This is a genomic window from Streptomyces sp. TRM64462, from assembly GCF_013362995.1.
Lineage (GTDB): Bacteria > Actinomycetota > Actinomycetes > Streptomycetales > Streptomycetaceae > Streptomyces.
This window is the reverse complement of record NZ_JABWDV010000173.1, coordinates 1-21,004: the sequence shown is the minus strand read 5'-3', so window position 1 is coordinate 21,004 and position 21,004 is coordinate 1. Positions and strand designations below refer to the sequence as shown.

The window sequence follows — 21,004 nt, the reverse complement described above, 5'->3', positions numbered from 1 at the left end:
AGGCGAAATCCGGTTTCCCCGGGCCGCGGGCCCGGGCGTCAGGTGCGGGGGGTGAGGGTGAGGAGGGTGGCCTCCGGGGGGCAGGCGAAGCGGATCGGGGTGTAGCGGTTGGTGCCGCAGCCGGCCGAGACGTGGAGGTACGACGTGTGGCCGCCCGCGCGGTGGGTGGAGAGGCCCTTCGCGCGGTCCGTGTCCAGGTCGCAGTTGGTGACCAGCGCCCCGTAGAAGGGGACGCACAGCTGGCCGCCGTGGGTGTGGCCGGCCAGGACCAGCGGGTAGCCGTCCGCCGTGAAGGCGTCGAGGGAGCGCAGGTACGGGGCGTGGACCACGCCCACCGACAGGTCGGCGTCCGGTTCCGGGCCGCCGGCCACCGCCTCGTACCGGTCACGCTTGATGTGCGGGTCGTCGAGGCCGGTGAAGGCGAGCTCCAGGCCCTCAAGCTTGAGGCGGCCGCGCGTGTTGGTCAGGTCCAGCCAGCCCGCCGAGTCGAAGGCGTCCTTGATCTCCTCCCACGGGTTGTGCACCGCGCCCACCGCCGGCGGGTTGCCGTTGAGGCCGTGCCGGCCCTGCATCTTCTCCAGGAGGTAGCGGGCGGGGTTGCGGAGCTTCGGGCCGTAGTAGTCGTTGGAGCCGAAGACGTACACGCCCGGGAAGTCCATCAGCGGGCCCAGAGCGTCGACGAGCTCCGGGACCGCGTCCGGGTCCGACAGGTTGTCGCCCGTGTTCACCACGAAGTCCGGGCGCAGGCCCGCCAGCGACTGGAGCCAGCGCTGCTTCTTGCGCTGCCCGCACACCATGTGGACGTCGGAGACCTGCAGGACCCTCAGGGGCCGTGTGCCGTGCGGGAGTACGGGGATCGTCACCCGTCGGAGCCGGAACGAGCGGGCCTCGAAGCCGGCGGCGTAGGCCAGTCCGGCGGCGCCCAGTGCAGTGATGCCGAGGGGTACTCCGTATCGCGCGCGCATGCGGTCCATCGTCGCAGACCGGGAGGGGGTCGCACGACGCCGGGAAATGGAGCGGCGGGCTTTGTGGCTCACCTGCCACACTTGTGCGCATGACCACGCTCAAGTCCAGGCTTCAGGAAGACCTCACCGAGGCGATCAGGGCGCGCGACGAGCTGCGCTCCTCGACGCTGCGGCTCACCCTCACCGCCATCGCGAAGGAGGAGGTCGCGGGTACGGAGTCCCGTGAGCTCTCCGACGACGAGGTGCAGAAGGTGATCGCCAAGGAGGCCAAGAAGCGCCGCGAGGCGGCCGAGGCGTTCGCGCAGGGCGGTCGCGCCGAGCAGGCCGAGCGGGAGCGTGCGGAGGGCGTCGTGCTCGACGCGTACCTGCCGAAGCAGCTGTCCGACGACGAGCTGCGGGCGATCGTCGCGCAGGCCGTCGAGGAGGCGAAGGCCGCGGGTGCCGAGGGGCCGCGGGCGATGGGCGCCGTCATGAAGATCGTCAACCCGAAGGTCGCGGGCCGCGCCGAGGGCGGGCGCGTCGCCGCCGCCGTCAAGCAGCACCTCGCCGGGTAGCTGTACGGGGCGACGGTAGACGGACGGTACGAGTCGGTCGGGGGACCCGCGGCGGGCACGCGTCGCGGCGCCGCGTGTCGCCGCGCCGGACCGCGCCGGGCCCGAAGGCACCCCCGCGCCGAGCCCCGCAGCAGCAAGAGGGCGGCCACCTGCCTGGTGGCCGCCCTCTCCCGTTGGTGTTCAGGCCCGCGTCAGCGGCCCCAGCCGCCGTTGCCGTTCCCGTTGCCGCCATTCCCGTTGGCGCCGCCGGTGATCAGGTCCGGCGGGATGGAGACGCCCGGGAACGGGTCCGTGTCGCCGCCGCCGGTGGTCCCGCCGCCGATCAGGCCGCCCACCGTGCCCCCGTTACCGCCGCCGCCGTTCGTGCGGCCCGGCTTGTCGTCGCCCCGGCCGCGGTCCGGGTCCTGGGGCTTCGGGGCGTCCGGGATGTGGACCGTGGTGAAGCGCGGGTTCGGGTGTCCCTCCAGGGCGCCCGACACGGCGTCCTTCCAGATCGGGCCCGGCACCTGGCCGCCGAAGACCTTCGGGTGGTACTCGCCCCCGATGGTGATGGCCTCCATCTTCACCTCCTGCGTGGGGCTGCCCACCCAGACGGCGCCGGACAGGTTCGGCGTGTAGCCGACGAACCACGCGTTGCGGCGGCTGTCCGTCGTACCCGTCTTGCCCGCGCTGTCGCGGGACTCGAGACCGGCCTGCCGGCCCGTACCGGAGTCGATCACACCGCGCAGCAGCGTGTTGATCGTGTCCGCGGTCCGCTCGCTCATCGCCTTGCCGCACTTGGTCCGCGGCACCTTCAGGGTCGTGCCGTCGGCGGTCCTGATCGACTCGATCGCGGTCGGCGTGCAGTACGTGCCGCGGTTCGCGAAGGCCGCGTACGCGCCGGCCATCGTCAGCGGCGACATGCCCTGCGAGCCCAGCGTCAGCGCGGACGGGTTCTCGGGCAGCTTCTTGTCGTTGCCCATGACCACGCCGAGCTTGTCGGCCGTCTCGACGACCGGGCACATGCCGACCTCGGCGAGCATCTGCACGAAGTAGGTGTTGACGGACATCGCCATCGCGTCCTTGAGGTCGTACGGGCCGACCTCCGACTCGTTCTCGTTCTCGACCGTGTCGCCGCCGATGTTCTTCCACGGCTTGCCGCTGCACGACTGGACCGAGTCCGGGTACGGCATCTTGTACGGCGACGGGTACACCTGCGTCGGCGGCTTGCCCTGCTCGATGGCGGCCGCGGCCACGAACGGCTTGAAGGTCGAACCGGTCGGGAAGCCGAAGTTCGAGCCGCCCATCCCCTTGTTGACCGAGTAGTTGATCTGCGTCTCGTTCTTGCCGAAGCCGTACGGCTTGGACTGGCCCATCGCGAGGATCTTGCCGGTGCCCGGCTGGACCATCGTGATCGCCGCCGCGACCTTGTCGGTCTGGTAGACGTGGTCCTTCAGGGACTCCTGTGCCGCACGCTGCGCCTGCGGGTCCAGCGTCGTACGGATGGTGAGGCCGCCGCGGTTCCAGATCTTGGCGCGGTCCTCGCGGGTCTCGCCGAAGACCTTGTCCGACAGGAAGACCGCGCGGACGTAGTCGCAGAAGAAGCCGGCCCCGTCACGCGCCGTGATGCAGCCGTTCTTCGGCTGGGTGACCTTCAGCTTGATCGGTGTGGCCTTCGCGCGGTCGGCCTCGGCCTGGCTGATGTCGCCCACGGCGACCATGCGCTGCAGCACGATGTTGCGGCGCTGGGTGGCCGCCGGGAGGTCGTTGAGCGGGCTGTACGAGCTGGGCGACTGGACGAGGCCGGCGATCATGGCCGACTCTTCCAGCGTGAGGTCCTTGGCCCGCTTGGAGAAGTAGCGCTCGGCGGCCGACTCGACGCCGTACGCCTGCTGCCCGAAGAAGGTGATGTTGAGGTAGTTCTCGAGGATCTTCTTCTTCCCGAGTTCCTTCTCCACCTGGATCGCGTACTTCAGCTCCTGGATCTTGCGGCCCAGGGTCTGCTGCGTGGCCTGCGCGAACTTCTCGCGGTCGTCGCCGGCCTCCTCGACGAAGACGTTCTTCACGTACTGCTGCGTCAGCGTCGACGCGCCCTGGGTGACGCCGCCGTCCTGCGCGTTGCGGTTGAGCGCGCGCAGCACGCCCTTGACGTCGACGGCACCGTGCTCGTAGAAGCGCGAGTCCTCGATGGCGACGATCGCCTTCTGCAGGTACGGGGAGATCTCCTCCAGCGGTACGACCTTGCGGTCGCGCGAGTAGACGGTGGCGATCAGCCCGCCCTTCGCGTCGAGGATCGTCGTGCGCTGGCTCAGCGGCGGTCGCTTCAGGTCGGCGGGGATCTCGTCGAACCCTTCGACCGTCCCCTTCGCCGCGAGCCCGAAGGCCCCCGCCGCGGGCAGGGCGATACCCGCGAGGACGACTCCCGAGAGCACGCTGACACCGAGGAATTTGGCGGCCTGCTGGGTCCGGGTCAGACCACCGCCGGAGCGCTTCTTTGGCATGGGGAAAGCCTACGTTCTCATTCGCCGGACACGCGTATATCCCTTGGCCTAAGCTGGTCACAACTGTCACAGCAGTTGCGCTGCAGTGGTGTTGCCGCGACACGAGCACCGTCCTCGTACCGCCCCCTGGTACTACGTCCCTCCCCCTCTCCCGTGTTCACGGGGCGCGTGGCTCGCTGTCCGTTTTCGTGCTGTGTGTCAGGGTGTGCCCTGTGTGGCGTAAGTAAATTGCCCTGATTCGAGTACTTCATCTTGTATGTCTATCGGTCACTCCCCTGGGTGATCTGCCGCGTACGCATAGTCCGTTCGGGCCATTCAAGATTGGGCCCGAAGGGGGTGTTGCGCTGTCTCCGCCTTCCGTAACGTCCTCAACTGGCAGCGGTGAATATGCCGCTGCCGCCGTGGGGGAGCCTCGATTCGGGAGAGGACGGCGCCGGCATGGGCTGGGTAGCTGACTGGAGTGCGCAGGCGGCCTGCCGCACTACCGATCCGGATGAACTGTTCGTACAAGGAGCGGCGCAGAACAGGGCCAAGGCGGTGTGCACCGGATGTCCGGTGCGGACCGAGTGCCTGGCCGACGCGCTCGACAACCGCGTCGAGTTCGGCGTGTGGGGCGGGATGACGGAGCGCGAGCGGCGTGCGCTGCTGCGCCGCCGGCCGACCGTCACCTCGTGGCGCCGGCTCCTGGAGACCGCGCGTACCGAGTACGAGCGGAGCGCGGGCATCCTGCCCGTCGCACTCAACGACGACGAGACCTACGAGACGTACGCCGCGGTGGGCTGACCCCCGTCGTGCTCACCCTCCGGTCGCGAGCCGGTCACCGATGGCCCGCAGGCCCGCGAGGTCGTGCACGTCCCCGGGCAGGGCGGCCACTTCGGCCACCGGTACGTCGGCGTGGAGCGCGGTGAAGCGGTCGCGCGTTCGCTGCTCGCGCGCGAGCACCTGCATCCGCTCCGCATGGAGGCGCAGCAGACCCGCCGTCAGCTCCGCCACGGCGGGTGACGCCCCGGGGCGCGAGCGGGCATCGACCGCTTCGGGCGGTGGTGGTGGTGTGGTGGTGGTACGGGGCGCAGGAGCCTTGGTCTGGGCCTGAGCCTGGGTCTCGGTCGGGGCCTGGGGGAGAACGGCGCCCGGTCCGCCCACACCAGTCTGCCCGGCGCCCTGATCCACAATGCGGCCCTCGTCAAGATTTTCCGCGGCGGCCAGCGCCCGCTCGGCGGAGAGCCGGGCGGCGCCACTGCCGTGCACGCGGTTCAGGACAAGCCCCGCCAGGGGCATGTCCTCCGCGGCGAGCCGCTCCACGAAGTAGGCCGCCTCCCGCAGCGCGTCCCGCTCCGGCGCGGCCACCACCAGGAACGCCGTCCCCGGCGCCTGCAACAGCCGGTACGTGGCGTCCGCCCGCGTACGGAACCCGCCGAACATCGTGTCCATCGCGGACACGAAGGTCTGTACGTCACGCAGCAGCTGACCCCCCAGCAGCTTGCCCAGCGTCCCGGTCATCATCGACATACCGACATTCAGGAACTTCATCCCGGCCCGGCCGCCCACCTTCGCCGGCGCCATCAGCACCTTGATGAGCTTCCCGTCCAGGAACGACCCCAGCCGCTTCGGCGCGTCCAGGAAGTCCAGTGCCGAGCGGGACGGCGGCGTGTCCACGATGATCAGGTCCCAGGCCTCACGCGCGCGTAGCTGCCCCAGCTTCTCCATCGCCATGTACTCCTGCGTGCCCGCGAAGCCGGCCGACAGGGACTGGTAGAAGGGGTTCGCCAGAATCGCGCGGGCCCGCTCCGGGTCCGCGTGCGCCTCGACGATCTCGTCGAACGTGCGCTTCATGTCCAGCATCATGGCGTGCAGCTCGCCGTCGCCCCGTGTGCCCGGTACCCGGCGGGGTGTGTTGTCCAGCTCGTCGATGCCCATGGACTGGGCCAGCCTGCGGGCCGGGTCGATGGTCAGGACGACCACCTTCCGGCCGCGCTCCGCCGCCCGTACCCCCAGGGCCGCCGCCGTCGTCGTTTTGCCGACGCCGCCCGCCCCGCAGCACACGACGATGCGCGTCGCCGGGTCGTCGAGCAGCGGGTCGACCGCGAGGCGGGGGGACTCCAGCGCCGCCTCGGACCCGGTCGGGGTCCCGGTCCGTGGCCCGGTCCCGGTCCGTGGCCCGGTCCCGATCCGGGTCCCGGTCCCGATCCGGGTCCCGGTCCCGGAGTCGGACCCGTGTTCGGTCCCAGGCCTCTGACCCCGCCCCGGCGCGGGTTCGTGCGTCGTCGCCTCCGTGGCCGTCATGCGCCCACCCCGAGCTTCCGTAGTTCCTTCGCCAGCCGGTACAGGCCGGCGAGGTCCGCGCCCTCGCCGAGGAACGGCAGTTCGTACGCCGGGACGTCCAGCTTCGCGAGCGCGTCCCGCTGCTCCCGCTCCAGCTCCACGCGGCGCGCGTGCTCCGCCGCCTCGTTGAGGAGCGGGCCGACCAGCCCGTCCGGGTCGGTGAGCCCGGCCGCCGCCAGGGCGCGCGCGATGCCGTCCCGCTGGTCGCCGGCGGCGGCCCGTACCGCGTCCTCGTCGAAGACCCGCGGGCGGACCATGTTCACGATGACGTCGCCCACCGGCAGCTCGGCGGCGCGCAGTTCGGCGATGCCGTCCGCGGTCTCCTGGACCGGCATCTCCTCCAGCAGCGTCACGAGGTGCACGGCCGTCTCGGGCGACTTCAGCACCCGCATGACCGCCTGCGCCTGATGGTGTATCGGTCCCATCCTGGCCAGGCCGGCCACCTCGTCGTTGACGTTCAGGAAGCGCGTGACCCGGCCCGTGGGCGGGGCGTCCATGACGACGTGGTCGTAGACGAAGCGGCCGCCCTTGTCCTTGCGGCGCACCGCCTCGCACGCCTTGCCGGTGAGCAGCACGTCCCGTACGCCCGGGGCGACCGTCGTCGCGAAGTCGATGGCGCCCAGCTTCTTCAACGCCCGCCCGGCCGCACCCAGCTTGTAGAACATCTGGAGGTAGTCGAGCAGCGCCCGCTCGGCGTCGATGGCGAGCGCGTACACCTCCCCGCCGCCGGGCGCGACGGCGATCTTGCGCTCCTCGTACGGAAGCGCCTCCGTCTCGAAGAGCTGTGCGATGCCCTGTCTGCCTTCGACCTCCACCAGAAGGGTCCGCCTGCCCTCCGTGGCGAGGGCGAGCGCGAGGGCGGCGGCGACCGTCGTCTTACCGGTACCGCCCTTGCCGCTGACGACCTGGAGCCTGCTCACACAGGCGAGCGTAACCAGTCGTGCCGCCGCCCACGCAGGAGGCTGCCCCTGGGGCCGCCGGGCGAGCGGATACAGTCGGCCCATGACCAAGTGGGAATACGCGACCGTGCCCCTTCTCGTGCACGCGACCAAGCAGATCCTGGACACCTGGGGCGAGGACGGCTGGGAGCTCGTCCAGGTCGTCCCCGGCCCGAACAACCCCGAGCAGCTCGTGGCGTACCTCAAGCGGGAGAAGCAGTGACCGGGCGCGTCGAGGCGGCCCTCGCGGAGCGCGGGCTGACGCTGCCGCAGGTCGTGCCGCCGCTGGCCGCGTACCAGCCGGCCGTGCGGTCCGGGGTGCACGTGTACACGGCGGGCCAGTTGCCGATGGTGGAGGGCAAGCTTCCGGTCACCGGCAAGGTCGGCGGCGAGGTCACGCCCGAGGAGGCCAAGGACCTGGCGCGGATCTGCGCGCTCAACGCTCTGGCCGCCGTGAAGTCGGTCGCGGGCGACCTGGACCGTATCGCACGAGTAGTCAAAGTTGTCGGGTACGTCGCATCGGCGGCCGACTTCACCGGGCAGCCGGCCGTGCTGAACGGCGCGAGCGAGCTGCTGGGCGAGGTACTCGGCGACAAGGGCGTGCACGCGCGCAGCGCCGTGGGTGTCGCCGTACTGCCGCTGGACGCGCCGGTCGAGGTCGAGCTCCTGGTGGAGCTGGAGCCGGAGGCGTAACCCCCTGCGTGGGAGCGCGGACCCCGCGCGCTGAGCCGAGCGGGGTCCGCGGATCAGCTCTCGAACATCAACGCGGATCCGCATAGGCTCCGGCCATGCCCAATGGTCAGTGGTACCCACCCGAATGGCCCGGTCTCATCCGCGCTCTCGCGGCCGGCGAGCTGACACCCGTGACGCCCCGGCGGGCCGCGACCGTCATGCTGCTGCGCGACGGGTCCGCGCCCGGCCGGGGCCCCGAGGTGCACATGCTGCGCCGCCGCACGTCCATGGCGTTCGCGGGCGGCGCCTACGCCTATCCCGGCGGCGGCGTCGACCCGCGGGACGAGCAGCCCGTACGGTGGGCCGGCCCCACGCCCGCCGCATGGGCGGAGCGCCTGGGCGTCGCCACGCCCGCCGAGGCGCAGGCGATCGTCTGCGCGGCGGTCCGCGAGACGTACGAGGAGGCCGGCGTCCTGCTGGCCGGGCCGACGCCGGACACGGTCGTGGGGGACACCACCGGCGACGACTGGGAGGCCGACCGCGCCGCCCTGGTCGCCCGCGAACTGCCGTTCGCGGAGTTCCTGGACCGCCGTGACCTGGTGCTGCGCTCCGACCTGCTGGGCGCGTGGGCCCGGTGGATCACCCCCGAGTTCGAGCCGCGCCGCTACGACACCTGGTTCTTCGTGGCCGCCCTGCCGAGCGGCCAGCGCACCCGGAACGCCTCGACGGAGGCCGACCGGACCGTCTGGATCCGCCCGGAGGAGGCGGCGGCCGGGTACGACCGGGGCGAGCTGCTGATGATGCCGCCGACCATCGCCACGCTGCGTACCCTCACCGCGTACGGCACCCCGCTCGCCGCTCTCGACGCGGCCGCGCGGCAGGACATGACGCCGGTGCTGGCGCGGGCGAGACTGGAGGGGGACGAGGTGGTGCTGAGCTGGCCGGGCCACGACGAGTTCACCAAGCACGTGCCCGGCGCGGCATCTGCTGCCGGAGGTGGTGACGTATGACCGACGCCGCCGCCCTGCCGGGCCGACCGCGCGGCGCCGTGGTCTCCGGGCCCGCCACCGAGCGCGCCGTCAACGTCCTGGCGCCGAACGCGTCCCCGATGACCCTGGACGGCACCAACACCTGGATCCTCTCGGAGCCCGGCTCCGCCCTCGCGGTCGTCGTCGACCCGGGCCCGCTGGACGAGGGGCACCTCGCGCGCGTACGGGACACGGCGGAGCGCCTCGGCAAGCGCGTCGCCCTGACGCTGCTCACGCACGGCCACGCCGACCACGCCGAGGGCGCCGCGCGGTTCGCGGAGCTGACGGGGACGACCGTACGGGCCCTGGACCCGGCGCTGCGGCTCGGAGACGAGGGGCTGGCCGCCGGGCAGGTCGTCGAGGTCGGCGGCCTGGAGCTGCGCGTCGTACCGACGCCCGGCCACACCCGGGACTCGCTCAGCTTCCATCTGCCGGCCTGCCGGGCGGTGCTGACCGGTGACACGGTCCTCGGTCGCGGCACGACGATGGTGGCGCACCCGGACGGGCGGCTCGGGGACTACCTGGACTCGCTGCGGCGGCTGCGCTCGCTGACCGTCGACGACGGCGTCCACACCGTGCTGCCGGGCCACGGGCCCGTACTGGACGACGCCCAGGGCGCGGTCGAGTTCTACCTGGCGCACCGCGCGCACCGGCTCGCGCAGGTCGAGACGGCCGTGGAGGACGGGCACACGACGCCGGAAGCGGTCGTGGCGCATGTGTACGCGGACGTCGACCGGTCCCTGTGGCCGGCCGCCGAACTGTCCGTGCGGGCGCAGCTGGAGTACCTCGCGGAACACGGCCTGATCTGAAGCGAAGTCGGTACGGATCCGCGACAACGCGGCAGGTTCCAGGCGACACGCCATGCTTTACCCTCCCTTTACATCTGCTGTCGCTCCAACGGGGGGATCTTCGTGTTTGTCCTGTCCATCCTGCTGCTCATCGCCGCGGTGGTGCTGTACTTCGTCGGGCGCTCCGACGGCCGCACCGCCTTCCGGCTCGGCGCGGTCGGCGCGCTGATCGCGGGTCTGTTCGCGGGGCTCGCGAGCTGTCTGCACATCGTCAGCGCGTACGAGGTCGGGGTGCCCGTGACGTTCGGCAAGGTGGGGACGCCGATGTCGCCCGGCGTCAACGTCGTGTCGCCGTTCACGACGGTGACCACGTTCTCGACGCGCCCGGTGGACCTGAACCTGTCCGACAAGGACGTGGTCGAGGTCCGCTCCTCGCAGGGCGGTGTCATGTACGTCGAGGTCACGGTCAAGTGGGCGGTCGCCCCGTCCAAGGCCGTGGAGCTGTACCGGCTCGCCGGCAACGAGGCCGCCATCCAGCAGCGTCTCGTGTTCCCGGACAGCCGGGAGATCGTCCGTAACGTCTTCGCGCGCCACACCAGCGAGGAGGGCTACTCCTCGGCCCGCGAGAAGATCAACGCCGAGATCGCCGAGCTGGTCAAGGAGCGCCTGGCCCCGCGCGGTATCGACGTGACGACCGTGAACCTGCGGAACGTGAAGCCGTCGGACCAGCTCCAGGACCAGATCGACCGCAAGATCCAGCAGCAGCAGGCCACCGAGCGCGCGCAGGAGGCCGCCCGCACGGCCACGGCGGAGGCGGAGCGCCGGCGGATCGAGGCCGAGGGCATCGCCAAGGCCAACAAGATCCTCAACGACTCGCTGAGCGACAAGGTCCTGCTCAACCAGTGCATCGAGGCCTACAAGGAGGCCGCCGCGAAGAACCCGGTGTACGCCGTGCCGTGCGGCGCCGGGAGCGGGACGCCGGTGATCGTGGACGGCAAGAAGGACTGACGTACCGACGTGACGCGCTGAGGTGCTGAGGTACGGAGGTACTGAGGTGCTGAGGTCGCGACGAGGGGGCCGTCCCGCAGGTTGCTGCGGGGCGGCCCCCTCGTCGTGCTTCTCGCGCTTCGCGCCTCTGGTCAGCGGGAGCGCTTCGCGAGGCGCTCCACGTCCAGCAGGATCACGGCGCGCGCCTCCAGGCGCAGCCAGCCGCGGCCCGCGAAGTCGGCCAGCGCCTTGTTGACGGTCTCGCGCGACGCGCCGACGAGCTGGGCCAGCTCCTCCTGGGTCAGGTCGTGCACCACGTGGATGCCCTCCTCCGACTGCACGCCGAAGCGGCGCGACAGGTCGAGGAGCGCCCGCGCGACACGGCCGGGGACATCGGAGAAGACCAGGTCGGACATCTGGTCGTTGGTCTTGCGGAGGCGGCGGGCGACGGCGCGCAGCAGCGCCGACGCGACCTCGGGGCGGGCGTTCAGCCAGGGCTGGAGGTCGCCGTGGCCGAGGCCGAGCAGCTTGACCTCGGTCAGCGCGGTCGCCGTGGCCGTACGCGGACCCGGGTCGAACAGGGACAGCTCACCGATGAGCTCACCGGGGCCGAGGACGGCGAGCATGTTCTCGCGGCCGTCGGGGGAGGTGCGGTGGAGCTTGACCTTGCCTTCCGTGACCACGTAGAGGCGGTCACCCGGGTCGCCCTCGTGGAAGAGCGCGTCGCCACGGGCCAGCGTCACCTCACTCATCGAGGCGCGGAGCTCCGCGGCCTGCTCGTCATCGAGCGCCGCGAAGAGCGGGGCGCGCCGCAGAACGTCGTCCACGAGTTCTCTCCTATGTCGACCTGCTCAGGGACGTTTGGTCCCCATGATGCCGGACGGTGCGTTGCTCGTCCGGGGGACGCTGCGCGCGGCGGGCTCCCGGCGGACCGGCTTCGGCAGGTTAATCGTCGTGCGATCAATCACAACAAGTTTGACGTACGGGTACGCGTGTCCGTACGGCAGGGGCCCGATTGGGTCCTCATCGCCCGTGCCCAGGGCGGATGTCGGTGGCGGCGCTTAGGCTGGCCGGGTGTCCAATTCGCCGGTGAGAGCGCAGGCCGAGGGGGCCGGGAGAGTGTCCGGGGAACAGAATTCCGCTGTGGGCGAACAGCCGGCGGGTACGGCCAGGAAAACCACCAAGAAGGCAGCAAAGCAGACAAAACGGGCGGCAGGGTCGAAGGCCGGGGCGGCCACGTCCAAGGCCGCGCCGAAGGCCGCTGCGAAGGCCGCTGCGGCGGCTTCCAAGGCCTCCAAGGCTTCCAAGCCGTCCAAGGCGGTCGCGGCGAAGCCGGAGTCGCGGCTCGCGATGGTACGGCGGGCCCGGCGGATCAACCGGGAGCTCGCCGAGGTCTACTCGTACGCCCATCCGGAGCTCGACTTCCGCAATCCCTTCGAGCTGCTGGTCGCGACGGTCCTGTCCGCCCAGACCACCGACCTGCGGGTCAACCAGACCACCCCGGCGCTCTTCGCGAAGTACCCGACGCCCGAGGACATGGCGGCCGCCGTGCCCGAGGAGCTGGAGGAGATCATCCGGCCGACCGGCTTCTTCCGGGCCAAGGCCAAGTCCCTGATCGGCCTCTCCACCGCCCTGCGCGACCGCTTCGACGGCGAGGTCCCGGGCCGGCTCGACGACCTGGTCACCCTCCCCGGTGTGGGCCGCAAGACGGCGAACGTCGTCCTCGGCAACGCCTACGGCGTCCCGGGGATCACGGTCGACACCCACTTCGGGCGCCTGGTGCGGCGCTGGAAGTGGACCGAGCAGGAGGACCCCGAGAAGGTCGAGGAGGAGATCGGCGCGATCTTCCCCAAGTCCGAGTGGACGATGCTGTCGCACCGCGTGATCTTCCACGGCCGCCGTATCTGCCACTCCCGCAAGCCCGCCTGCGGCGCCTGCCCGATCGCGCACCTCTGCCCCGCGTACGGGGAGGGCGAGACGGACCCGGAGAAGGCGAAGAAGCTGCTCAAGTACGAGATGGGGGGCTACCCCGGCCAGCGCCTCGCCCCGCCCCCCGACTACCCCGGCCGCCCCGCGCCCCCGCTGGGTACGGGCCCGGGGGTCGCCGTCGGGGCCGCCGACGGGCCGGGCGACGGCCTGGGCGGGTGACGGCCTGGGCGGGTGGCGGTCCGAGCGCGTGACTGTCCGGGCGGGTGGCGGTCCGAGCGGTGACGGCCGGCCGTCCGGCGGGCGATGGAACGAACCAGTGGCCGGAAGACGTTGTGAGAGCCGGGGGTGCTGCCTATGACGCGCGCGAGACATGAGACCTTGGGCTCCGCCGACACCGAGCACGAGCACCGCGGGCCCGGAGACGGCGGCCCGCCGGTGGTCGTGAGCGACGACGGGCTGCCCGTATGGCTGGAGCCCGTGGTGCGGTCGGCACGGACGATCGCGCCCGAGCAGCTCAGCCGCTTCCTGCCGCCCGAGACAGGCGGCCGCCAGGCGGCCGTGCTGATCCTCTTCGGCGAGGGCGAGCGCGGCCCTGAACTGCTGCTCATGGAGCGGTCCGGGAGCCTCCGCTCGCACGCCGGCCAGCCGTCGTTCCCCGGCGGGGCCATAGACCCCGAGGACGGCGACCCGGCCACGCTCGGCCCGCTGCGCGCCGCGCTGCGGGAGGCCGAGGAGGAGACGGGCCTCGACCCCGCCGGCGTACAGGTGTTCGGTGTGCTGCCCCGCCTCTACATCCCGGTGAGCGGCTTCGTCGTCACGCCCGTACTCGGATGGTGGCGCGACCCCACCCCGGTCGGCGCCGTCGACCCGGCCGAGACCGCGCGGGTCTTCACCGTCCCCGTGGCGGATCTCACGGACCCCGCCAACCGTTCGACGGCCATCCACCCCAGCGGTTACCGAGGCCCGGCATTTCTGGTCGAATCGGCGCTGGTGTGGGGGTTCACGGCCGGCCTGATCGACCGGATCCTGCACTACGCGGGCTGGGAAGTGCCCTGGGACCAGGGGAAGCAGGTCCCGCTCGACTGGCGTGCATGACAGGCTGACTGCTGGCGCCGCGGCCGCACGGGGCGACCGGAGACGAATCTGCGAGGCTAATGACGGTGAACGTGCTGGACATCTTGCTGCTGGTCGCCGCCGTGTGGTTCGCGATCGTCGGATACCGCCAGGGGTTCGTGGTCGGCATCCTGTCGGTGATCGGCTTCCTCGGGGGCGGACTCGTCGCCGTCTATCTGCTGCCGCTGGTGTGGGGGCCGCTCACCGGTGACGCGGAGGTCTCCACGACCGCCGCCATCGTCGCCGTCGCGGTCGTGCTGATCTTCGCGTCGGTCGGGCAGACCCTCACCACCCACTGGGGCAACAAGCTGCGCCGCCACATCACCTGGTCGCCCGCGCGCGCCCTGGACGCCACCGGGGGCGCCCTGGTGAACGTGGTGGCGATGCTGCTGGTGGCGTGGTTGATCGGCTCGGCCCTGGCGCGGACGGCCGTGCCGTTCAGCAAGGAGGTGCGCAACTCCAAGGTCCTCCTCGGGGTGGAGGCGGTGATGCCCGCGCAGTCGTCCAACCTCTTCACGGACTTCCAGTCCGTGCTGGCGAAGAACGGCTTCCCGCAGGTGTTCAGCCCGTTCGCCAACGAGCCCATCACGGAGGTCCGCCCGCCCGACCCGGCCCTCGCGAACAGCCCCGTCGCCGCGCGCGCGAAGCAGTCGATCGTGAAGGTCGTCGGGACGGCGCGCAGTTGCGGCAAGGTGCTGGAGGGCACGGGCTTCGTGTTCGGGGAGCGCCGTGTGATGACGAACGCGCACGTCGTGGGCGGCGTCGACGAGCCGACCGTCCAGATAGGCGGAGAGGGCAAGCTGTACGACGCGACGGTCGTCCTGTACGACTGGCAGCGCGACATCGCCGTACTCGACGTGCCCGACCTGAAGGCGCCGGTGCTCCAGTTCACCGAGTCCGACGCCCGCAGCGGCGACGGCGCGATCGTGGCGGGCTTCCCGGAGAACGGCGCGTACGACGTGCGCTCGGCGCGCGTCCGGGGCCGTATCAACGCCAACGGCCCCGACATCTACCACCGCGGCGAGGTGAGGCGCGATGTGTACTCGCTGTTCGCGACGGTCCGCCAGGGCAACTCCGGCGGCCCGCTGCTGACGGAGGACGGCAAGGTGTACGGCGTCATCTTCGCGCGGTCCCTGGACGACGCGAACACCGGTTACGCGCTGACGGTCGACGAGATCCGCGAGGACATCACGCTCGGCCTGAGCGCCAACCAGCAGGTCGACAGCCAGGGCTGCGCGCTCTGAGGATGGTGGTGGTGCGGGCGGTGGCCTGGCGCTCCGTCAGGCCGACCCGTCGGCGTGTCGGCCCGTTCGGCTTGTCGGCCGTCGGCCGTCGGCCTTCGGCCCGTTCGGCTCGTCGGCTTTCAGCCCGTACGGTGCCCGGTGCCGGTGCTCCGGGCTCAGCTGCGTTGGTGCCGCAGCCGCGCGGACACCCAGCGGGCCCTGCGGCGCAGGATGCGCGGGATGCCGAGGCGGGCGTCCAGCTCCTGGCTCGGGGGGCCGCTCCTCTCCGGAGTCGGCGCGGCGCCGGCGGAGCGGCGGTTACGTGCGGCGTCAACATGGTCGTGCGTCCAGCCCATACCCCGACGTGTGCCCGGGCCCCATGGTCGGTAACCGCCCGGGGGACGGCCAATTGGCCTATGCGCCGGGCATTTGGCTGTTCGTAGGACAACCGTTCCTGCGGGTTTCCGTGCCTTCCGCCAGACGGGCCGTCAGCCGGGCCGTCAGCCGGCCGTTCAGCGGTCGGGCTCCGGGTCCTTGAGCCAGTTGACCAGCTCCGTCGAGAACGCCAGCGGGTCCTCCTCGTGCGGGAAGTGGCCGAGGCCGTCGAACAGCCGCCAGCGGTACGGCGCCTCGACGTACTCGCCCGAGCCGGCCGCGCTGCGGGTCCGCATCACCGGGTCCTGGGAGCCGTGCAGATGCAGCGTCGGCACGCGCACCGGGCGCTTCATGCGCCGGTTGAACTGGATGCCGTCCGGGCGGGCCATCGAACGGACCATCCACCGGTACGGCTCGATCGAGCAGTGCGCCGTCGACGGAATCGTCATCGCCCGCCGGTACACGCCGACCGTCTCGTCGTCCGGTGCGTACGCCCCCGACCAGTCCCGGATCAGCTCCCCGACCAGCGCCGCGTCGTCCGCGACCAGCCGCCGCTCGGGCAGCCACGGGCGCTGGAAGCCCCATACGTACGACCCGGCGCGTGACTGGGCGAAATCGGAGAGCATCGCCGAGCGCCAGCGCCGCGGGTGCGGCATCGACGACACCGCGAGCCGCCGCACCAGCTTGGGCCGCATCACCGCGGCCGTCCACGCCAGGTACCCGCCGAGGTCATGGCCGACCAGCGCCGCGTCCGGCTCGCCGAGGGACCGTACGACGCCGGTGATGTCGAGCGCCAGGTTCGCCGGGTCGTAGCCGCGCGGCGTACGGTCGCTGCCGCCCACGCCCCGCAGGTCCATGGCCACGGCCCGGAACCCGGCGTCGGCGAGCGCGGTCAGCTGGTGCCGCCACGTCCACCAGAACTGCGGGAAGCCGTGCAGCAGCAGCACGAGCGGGCCGTCGCCCAGCTCGGCGATGTGGAAGCGCGCCCCGTTGGCGGCCACGTCACGGTGGGTCCAGGGGCCCTCGATCCGTACGGGATGGCCGGGGGCGCCGGTACTGCCGCTGTTGCTCTCAGGGACGGTCATACGGACGAGCGTGCCACAGGCTCGGCCTTCTCCAAGGCCGGACGCCCGTCGGGGCGCGGGTGCGGCTTGGCGTTCTGGAGCACCGCCGCCGTCTCCTTGACCGAAGCGGCCGTCTTCTGCGGGCCCTTGCCCTGCTTGGCCTTCTTCATGAAGGCCACTCCGATCCCGGCGAGCAGGATGGCGACGACGAGGTTCACCGCGAAGGACAGCACGAAGCACACGGAGAGGTGCAGGCCCGTCCAGGCCTGGAATCCGTACGCGAGCGCGAAGCTCAGCATCGGCAGCGAGAAGATCAGTACCACGGCCGCCGCCAGGAGACCGACGCTGCCGGCCACTCCACGCTTGACGTCCTGCCGTAGCTGCGCCTTCGCGAGTGCGATCTCATCGTGCACCAGGGCGGACATCTCGGCGGTCGCGGAGGCGACCAGCTGACCGAGGCTGCGCTCGGCGCCGTTCAGTCCGGCCGTCACTCGTGGATCGGTCTCGGTGAACGCCGCGGCGGCGTGCCTCGCGCTCTTGTCGGCGGGGTCGCTCATCTCCAGCTCCCTCTCTCCTCTACGGTCCGACCTCAGATCATGCCGGACCGTCGCCCTCCCTGCGCGCCGCCCCCGCGTCTTCGGCCTGGCGCCGGTTCTCTTCGGCCTGCCGCCGGTGCTCGGCGGCCTTCCGCTCGTAGATCTCGGCGAGCCGGCGGTGGTGCTCCGGGTCGTCCACCTCGTACACGTCCGGGACGCCGCTCATGTCCTCGTCCCGCTCCTCGACCTCGACGAGGGCCTGGTACTTCCGTACGCGGAGCTTCAGCAGGACCGTGGCGAGCAGCGCGGCGATCAGCGAGCCCATCAGGACGGCGGCCTTCACCTCGTCCGTCAGCGCCGCGTCGCCCTCGAACGCCAGCTCGCCGATGAGCAGCGACACGGTGAACCCGATGCCGGCGAGGGTGGCGACGGCGAAGAGGTCGGCCCAGGCCAGGTCCGGGTTGAGCTGCGCCCGCGTGAAGCGGGCGGTCAGCCAGGTGCCGCCGAAGATGCCGAACGCCTTGCCGACCACCAGGCCGAGGACGACGCCGAGCGTCTCGGGCCGCGTGAAGACGTCTGCCAGCGCGCCGCCGGAGACGGAGACACCCGCCGAGAACAGCGCGAACATCGGTACGGCGAAGCCGGCCGACAGCGGGCGCACCTGGTGCTCGATGTGCTCGCCCAGGGAGTGCTTCTCGCCCTCGCGGCGGGTGCAGCGCAGCATCAGGCCCATGGCGACGCCGGCGATCGTGGCGTGGACGCCGCTGTTGTACATCAGGCCCCAGATGGCCAGGCCGAGCGGCACGTAGATGTACCAGCCGCGGACCTCCGCGCGCAGCAGGAGCCAGAAGACGACCAGGCCGGCGACGGCGCCGCCGAGTGCGTAGAAGTTGAGGTCGCTGGTGAAGAAGACCGCGATGATCAGGATGGCGAAGAGGTCGTCGACGACGGCGAGCGTGAGCAGGAACGCGCGGAGCGCCGACGGCAGCGAGGTGCCGATGACGGCGAGCACGGCGAGCGCGAACGCGATGTCGGTGGCCGTGGGCACCGCCCAGCCGGCCAGCGAGCCGCCGCCGCTGGTGGCGACGATGACGTAGACCAGTGCGGGGGCGACCATGCCGCACAGCGCGGCGATGACCGGGAGCGCGGCGGCCTTGGGGTCGCGGAGCTCGCCCGCGACCAGTTCACGCTTGAGCTCGATACCGGCGACGAAGAAGAAGATCGCGAGGAGGCCGTCGGCGGCCCAGTGCTGGATCGACAGGTCGAGGCCGAGCGCCGCCGGGCCTATGTGGAAGTCGCGTACGGATTCGTAGCTCTCACGCAGCGGTGTGTTCGCCCAGACGAGTGCCGCGATGGCGGCGACGAGCAGGAGGACACCACCGACGGTCTCCGCGCGCAGCGCGTCGGCGACGAAGGTCCGCTCGGGGAGGGACAGCCGGCCGAGGAACTTGCGCTCGGTGGTGTTGGGCGTCTTGGGCGCAGCCACGATGAAGGGACCTCCGGTCGGTCTCGGCGGACATGCCGATGCACGGACATGACGAAGTACGTGCCGACCAGACTTCCCGGCGCCCCTTGGATTTTTATCGCTTTGTTGATGCGCCCCATACCCTACCGGGAGGGCGCAAGGACAAATGCGGCCAAGTTCACCTTATGCATAAAAAGGACACCCGGCGCGCTGTCGCCGGGTGTCCTCAGGGTGCCGTCGGGCCCTGCTGGTGGGCCCTGCTGGTGGGTCTGGTGGGTCAGTCCTCGCTTGCGGCGGCGGGCAGCTTGGCCTGGATGAGGTCCATGACCGAGGAGTCGGTCAGCGTGGTGACATCACCCAGCTGGCGGTTCTCCGCGACATCCCGCAGCAGCCGGCGCATGATCTTGCCGGAACGGGTCTTCGGCAGCTCGGCCACCGGAAGGATCCGCTTGGGCTTGGCGATCGGCCCGAGCGTGGCGCCCACGTGGTTGCGGAGATCGGCGACGAGGCCGTCCTGCTCGGCCTCCGCCACGGCCGCCGCGCCGCGCAGGATGACGAACGCGACGATGGCCTGGCCGGTCGTCTCGTCCGCCGCGCCCACGACGGCCGCCTCGGCGACCTTCGGGTGGGACACCAGCGCCGACTCCACCTCGGTGGTGGAGATGTTGTGGCCGGACACCAGCATCACGTCGTCGACCCGGCCCAGCAGCCAGATGTCGCCGTCCTCGTCCTTCTTGGCGCCGTCCCCGGCGAAGTACCGGCCCTCGAAGCGGGACCAGTACGTGTCGAGGAACCGCTGGTCGTCGCCCCAGATGGTGCGCAGCATCGACGGCCACGGCTCGGTGAGGACCAGGTAGCCGCCTCCGCCGTTCGGGACCTCGTTGGCCTCGTCGTCGACGACGGTGGCCGCGATGCCGGGCAGCGGGCGCTGCGCGGAGCCGGGCTTGGTCTCGGTGACTCCGGGCAGCGGCGAGATCATCATGGCGCCGGTCTCGGTCTGCCACCAGGTGTCGACGATCGGGCAGCGGCCGCCGCCGATGTGCTCGCGGTACCAGACCCAGGCCTCGGGGTTGATCGGCTCGCCGACGGACCCCAGGACGCGCAGGCTCGACAGGTCGAACTTGGCGGGGATGTCGTCGCCCCACTTCATGAACGTACGGATCGCGGTGGGCGCCGTGTAGAGGATCGTGACGCCGTACTTCTGCACGATCTCCCAGAAGCGGCCCTGGTGCGGGGTGTCCGGGGTGCCCTCGTACATGACCTGGGTGGCGCCGTTCGCGAGCGGCCCGTAGACGATGTACGAGTGGCCCGTCACCCAGCCGATGTCGGCGGTGCACCAGTAGACGTCGGACTCCGGCTTGAGGTCGAAGACCGCGTGGTGCGTGTAGGCCGCCTGGGTGAGGTAGCCGCCGGAGGTGTGCAGGATGCCCTTCGGCTTCCCGGTGGTGCCGGACGTGTAGAGGATGAACAGCGGGTGCTCGGCCTCGAACGCCTCGGGTGTGTGCTCGGCGGACTGGCGGCCGACGACGTCGTCCCACCACACGTCCCGGCCCTCGGTCCAGGCCACGTCCTGGCCGGTACGGCGGACCACCAGCACGTGCTCGACGCTGTCGACCCGGTTGAGGGCCTCGTCCACGGCGGGCTTGAGCGCGGACGGCTTGCCGCGCCGGTAGCCGCCGTCGGCGGTGATGACCAGCTTGGCGTCGGCGTCCTCGATACGGGCGGCGATCGCGTCGGCCGAGAAGCCGCCGAACACCACGGAGTGGGCGGCGCCGATGCGGGCGCAGGCCAGCATCGCGACGGCCGCCTCCGGGATCATCGGCATGTAGACGGCGACCCGGTCGCCCTTGCGGACGCCGAGCTCGGTCAGCGCGTTGGCCGCCTTGGAGACCTCGTCCTTGAGTTCGGCGTAGGTGATGGCCCGGCTGTCGCCCGGCTCCCCTTCGAAGTGGAGGGCGACCCGGTCGCCGAGGCCGGCCTCCACATGGCGGTCCACGCAGTTGTACGCGACGTTGAGCGTGCCGTCGGCGAACCACTTCGCGAAGGGCGGGTTCGACCAGTCGAGGGTCTCGGTCGGCTCGGTGGCCCAGCTGAGCCGACGTGCCTGCTCGGCCCAGAAACCGAGCCTGTCCGCCTTGGCCTGCTCGTACGCGTCCGCCGTCACGTTGGCGTGGGCGGCCAGCTCGGCGGGCGGCGCGAACCGCCGCTCCTCCTTCAGAAGGTTGGCCAGGCTCTCGTTGCTCACGACATCTCCCATTCCCAGGGCGTCCGATGTGTCCCGGCTCATAGCTCACCAGCCGGATGCCCCGGTGACAAGGGTTTCCCGGGCATTGGTTTAGACCTCTCAGGCTGGTGGATGAATCCGCACGCGCGGGAACGCGTGCGCGGCCATGGGCGGGGACGGTGCGGTGGTCCGGTGGGCTCCTCCTCCCGGGTGCAGGCGGAGGAGCCCACCACCCACCTCCACGTCCACCCCGGCGGCCTGGTTCACCTGGGCCCGGTGGTGAAGGGGCCGGGATGCCTGGCCTGACCGGCCGGGGGGGCCGGGTCGTCACCCCGCGGGGC

20 protein-coding genes are annotated in these 21,004 nt (G+C 71.4%); 10 read left to right on the top strand and 10 right to left on the bottom strand.

The features are described 5' to 3' along the window. Positions 1-38: 38 nt before the first annotated feature. The gene (locus HTZ82_RS07845; RefSeq protein WP_175408571.1) at positions 39-965 is read right to left on the bottom strand and encodes a metallophosphoesterase; all 927 of its coding nucleotides are present in this window, start codon (positions 963-965) and stop codon (positions 39-41) included. An 89-nt stretch (positions 966-1,054) separates the two neighbouring features. Here HTZ82_RS07845 and HTZ82_RS07840 point away from each other — a divergent pair, with 89 nt between their 5' ends. After that, on the top strand, positions 1,055-1,519 hold the full coding sequence (locus HTZ82_RS07840; RefSeq protein WP_175408570.1) for a GatB/YqeY domain-containing protein: 465 nt from the start codon (positions 1,055-1,057) through the stop codon (positions 1,517-1,519). Positions 1,520-1,710: 191 nt separating this feature from the next. Here HTZ82_RS07840 and HTZ82_RS07835 read toward each other — a convergent pair whose 3' ends face one another. Next, positions 1,711-3,999, bottom strand: a complete 2,289-nt coding sequence (locus HTZ82_RS07835) for a transglycosylase domain-containing protein (RefSeq protein ID WP_175408569.1) — start codon at positions 3,997-3,999, stop codon at positions 1,711-1,713. Positions 4,000-4,437: 438 nt separating this feature from the next. On the opposite strand from HTZ82_RS07835, the gene HTZ82_RS07830 reads away from it, so the two are divergent. After that, the gene (locus HTZ82_RS07830) at positions 4,438-4,782 is read left to right on the top strand and encodes a WhiB family transcriptional regulator (RefSeq protein WP_175408568.1); all 345 of its coding nucleotides are present in this window, start codon (positions 4,438-4,440) and stop codon (positions 4,780-4,782) included. A 12-nt stretch (positions 4,783-4,794) separates the two neighbouring features. Here the strand turns inward: HTZ82_RS07830 and HTZ82_RS07825 are convergent, their stop codons facing one another. Both HTZ82_RS07825 and HTZ82_RS07820 read right to left on the bottom strand, forming a co-directional pair. Continuing rightward, on the bottom strand, positions 4,795-6,282 hold the full coding sequence (locus tag HTZ82_RS07825) for an ArsA family ATPase (RefSeq protein WP_254711699.1): 1,488 nt from the start codon (positions 6,280-6,282) through the stop codon (positions 4,795-4,797). Next, on the bottom strand, positions 6,279-7,241 hold the full coding sequence (locus HTZ82_RS07820) for an ArsA-related P-loop ATPase (RefSeq protein WP_175408567.1): 963 nt from the start codon (positions 7,239-7,241) through the stop codon (positions 6,279-6,281). The genes HTZ82_RS07825 and HTZ82_RS07820 overlap by 4 nt, the downstream gene beginning before the upstream one ends. A gap of 82 nt (positions 7,242-7,323) precedes the next feature. Between HTZ82_RS07820 and HTZ82_RS07815 the strand changes: the two genes are divergently transcribed. From HTZ82_RS07815 to HTZ82_RS07795, 5 genes are all read left to right on the top strand, one after another. After that, on the top strand, positions 7,324-7,482 hold the full coding sequence (locus HTZ82_RS07815; protein WP_003991873.1) for a DUF4177 domain-containing protein: 159 nt from the start codon (positions 7,324-7,326) through the stop codon (positions 7,480-7,482). Next, positions 7,479-7,952: a RidA family protein gene (locus HTZ82_RS07810; protein WP_175408566.1), complete on the top strand. Its 474-nt coding sequence runs from the start codon at positions 7,479-7,481 to the stop codon at positions 7,950-7,952. Before HTZ82_RS07815 ends, HTZ82_RS07810 begins: the two co-directional genes overlap by 4 nt. Positions 7,953-8,047: 95 nt before the next feature. Continuing rightward, positions 8,048-8,941 carry an NUDIX hydrolase gene (locus HTZ82_RS07805; protein WP_175408565.1) on the top strand — a complete coding sequence of 298 codons (894 nt, stop codon included), beginning with the start codon at positions 8,048-8,050 and terminating at the stop codon, positions 8,939-8,941. Beyond that, entirely contained in the window at positions 8,938-9,768 is an 831-nt protein-coding gene (locus HTZ82_RS07800) for an MBL fold metallo-hydrolase (RefSeq protein ID WP_175408564.1), read from the top strand. Before HTZ82_RS07805 ends, HTZ82_RS07800 begins: the two co-directional genes overlap by 4 nt. A 102-nt stretch (positions 9,769-9,870) precedes the next feature. Next, positions 9,871-10,755 (top strand): prohibitin family protein, encoded by an 885-nt coding sequence (locus HTZ82_RS07795; protein WP_175408563.1) that lies wholly within the window; start codon positions 9,871-9,873, stop codon positions 10,753-10,755. A gap of 131 nt (positions 10,756-10,886) precedes the next feature. Here the strand turns inward: HTZ82_RS07795 and HTZ82_RS07790 are convergent, their stop codons facing one another. Further along, positions 10,887-11,561, bottom strand: a complete 675-nt coding sequence (locus tag HTZ82_RS07790; RefSeq protein WP_010473292.1) for a Crp/Fnr family transcriptional regulator — start codon at positions 11,559-11,561, stop codon at positions 10,887-10,889. A gap of 316 nt (positions 11,562-11,877) precedes the next feature. On the opposite strand from HTZ82_RS07790, the gene nth reads away from it, so the two are divergent. The 3 genes from nth (at position 11,878) to HTZ82_RS07775 (ending at position 15,020) form a co-directional block, all read left to right on the top strand. Beyond that, a complete protein-coding gene (nth, locus tag HTZ82_RS07785) occupies positions 11,878-12,882 on the top strand; it encodes an endonuclease III (RefSeq protein ID WP_175408562.1) in 1,005 nt (334 codons plus the stop codon). A gap of 135 nt (positions 12,883-13,017) precedes the next feature. After that, entirely contained in the window at positions 13,018-13,758 is a 741-nt protein-coding gene (locus tag HTZ82_RS07780; protein WP_175408561.1) for a CoA pyrophosphatase, read from the top strand. A 65-nt stretch (positions 13,759-13,823) separates the two neighbouring features. Further along, positions 13,824-15,020 (top strand): MarP family serine protease, encoded by a 1,197-nt coding sequence (locus tag HTZ82_RS07775; protein ID WP_175408560.1) that lies wholly within the window; start codon positions 13,824-13,826, stop codon positions 15,018-15,020. A 155-nt stretch (positions 15,021-15,175) separates the two neighbouring features. Here the strand turns inward: HTZ82_RS07775 and HTZ82_RS07770 are convergent, their stop codons facing one another. From HTZ82_RS07770 to acs, 5 genes are all read right to left on the bottom strand, one after another. Then, positions 15,176-15,355 carry a hypothetical protein gene (locus tag HTZ82_RS07770; RefSeq protein WP_175408559.1) on the bottom strand — a complete coding sequence of 60 codons (180 nt, stop codon included), beginning with the start codon at positions 15,353-15,355 and terminating at the stop codon, positions 15,176-15,178. Between the two features lie 156 nt (positions 15,356-15,511). Continuing rightward, complete coding sequence (locus HTZ82_RS07765) at positions 15,512-16,459, bottom strand: alpha/beta fold hydrolase (RefSeq protein ID WP_175408558.1); 948 nt, start codon at positions 16,457-16,459, stop codon at positions 15,512-15,514. Next, positions 16,456-16,995, bottom strand: a complete 540-nt coding sequence (locus HTZ82_RS07760) for a phage holin family protein (RefSeq protein WP_175408557.1) — start codon at positions 16,993-16,995, stop codon at positions 16,456-16,458. The genes HTZ82_RS07765 and HTZ82_RS07760 overlap by 4 nt, the downstream gene beginning before the upstream one ends. A gap of 37 nt (positions 16,996-17,032) precedes the next feature. Further along, a complete protein-coding gene (nhaA, locus tag HTZ82_RS07755) occupies positions 17,033-18,460 on the bottom strand; it encodes a Na+/H+ antiporter NhaA (RefSeq protein ID WP_175408556.1) in 1,428 nt (475 codons plus the stop codon). A 256-nt stretch (positions 18,461-18,716) separates the two neighbouring features. Next, on the bottom strand, positions 18,717-20,726 hold the full coding sequence (acs, locus tag HTZ82_RS07750; RefSeq protein ID WP_175408555.1) for an acetate--CoA ligase: 2,010 nt from the start codon (positions 20,724-20,726) through the stop codon (positions 18,717-18,719). Between the last annotated feature and the right edge of the window lie 278 nt (positions 20,727-21,004).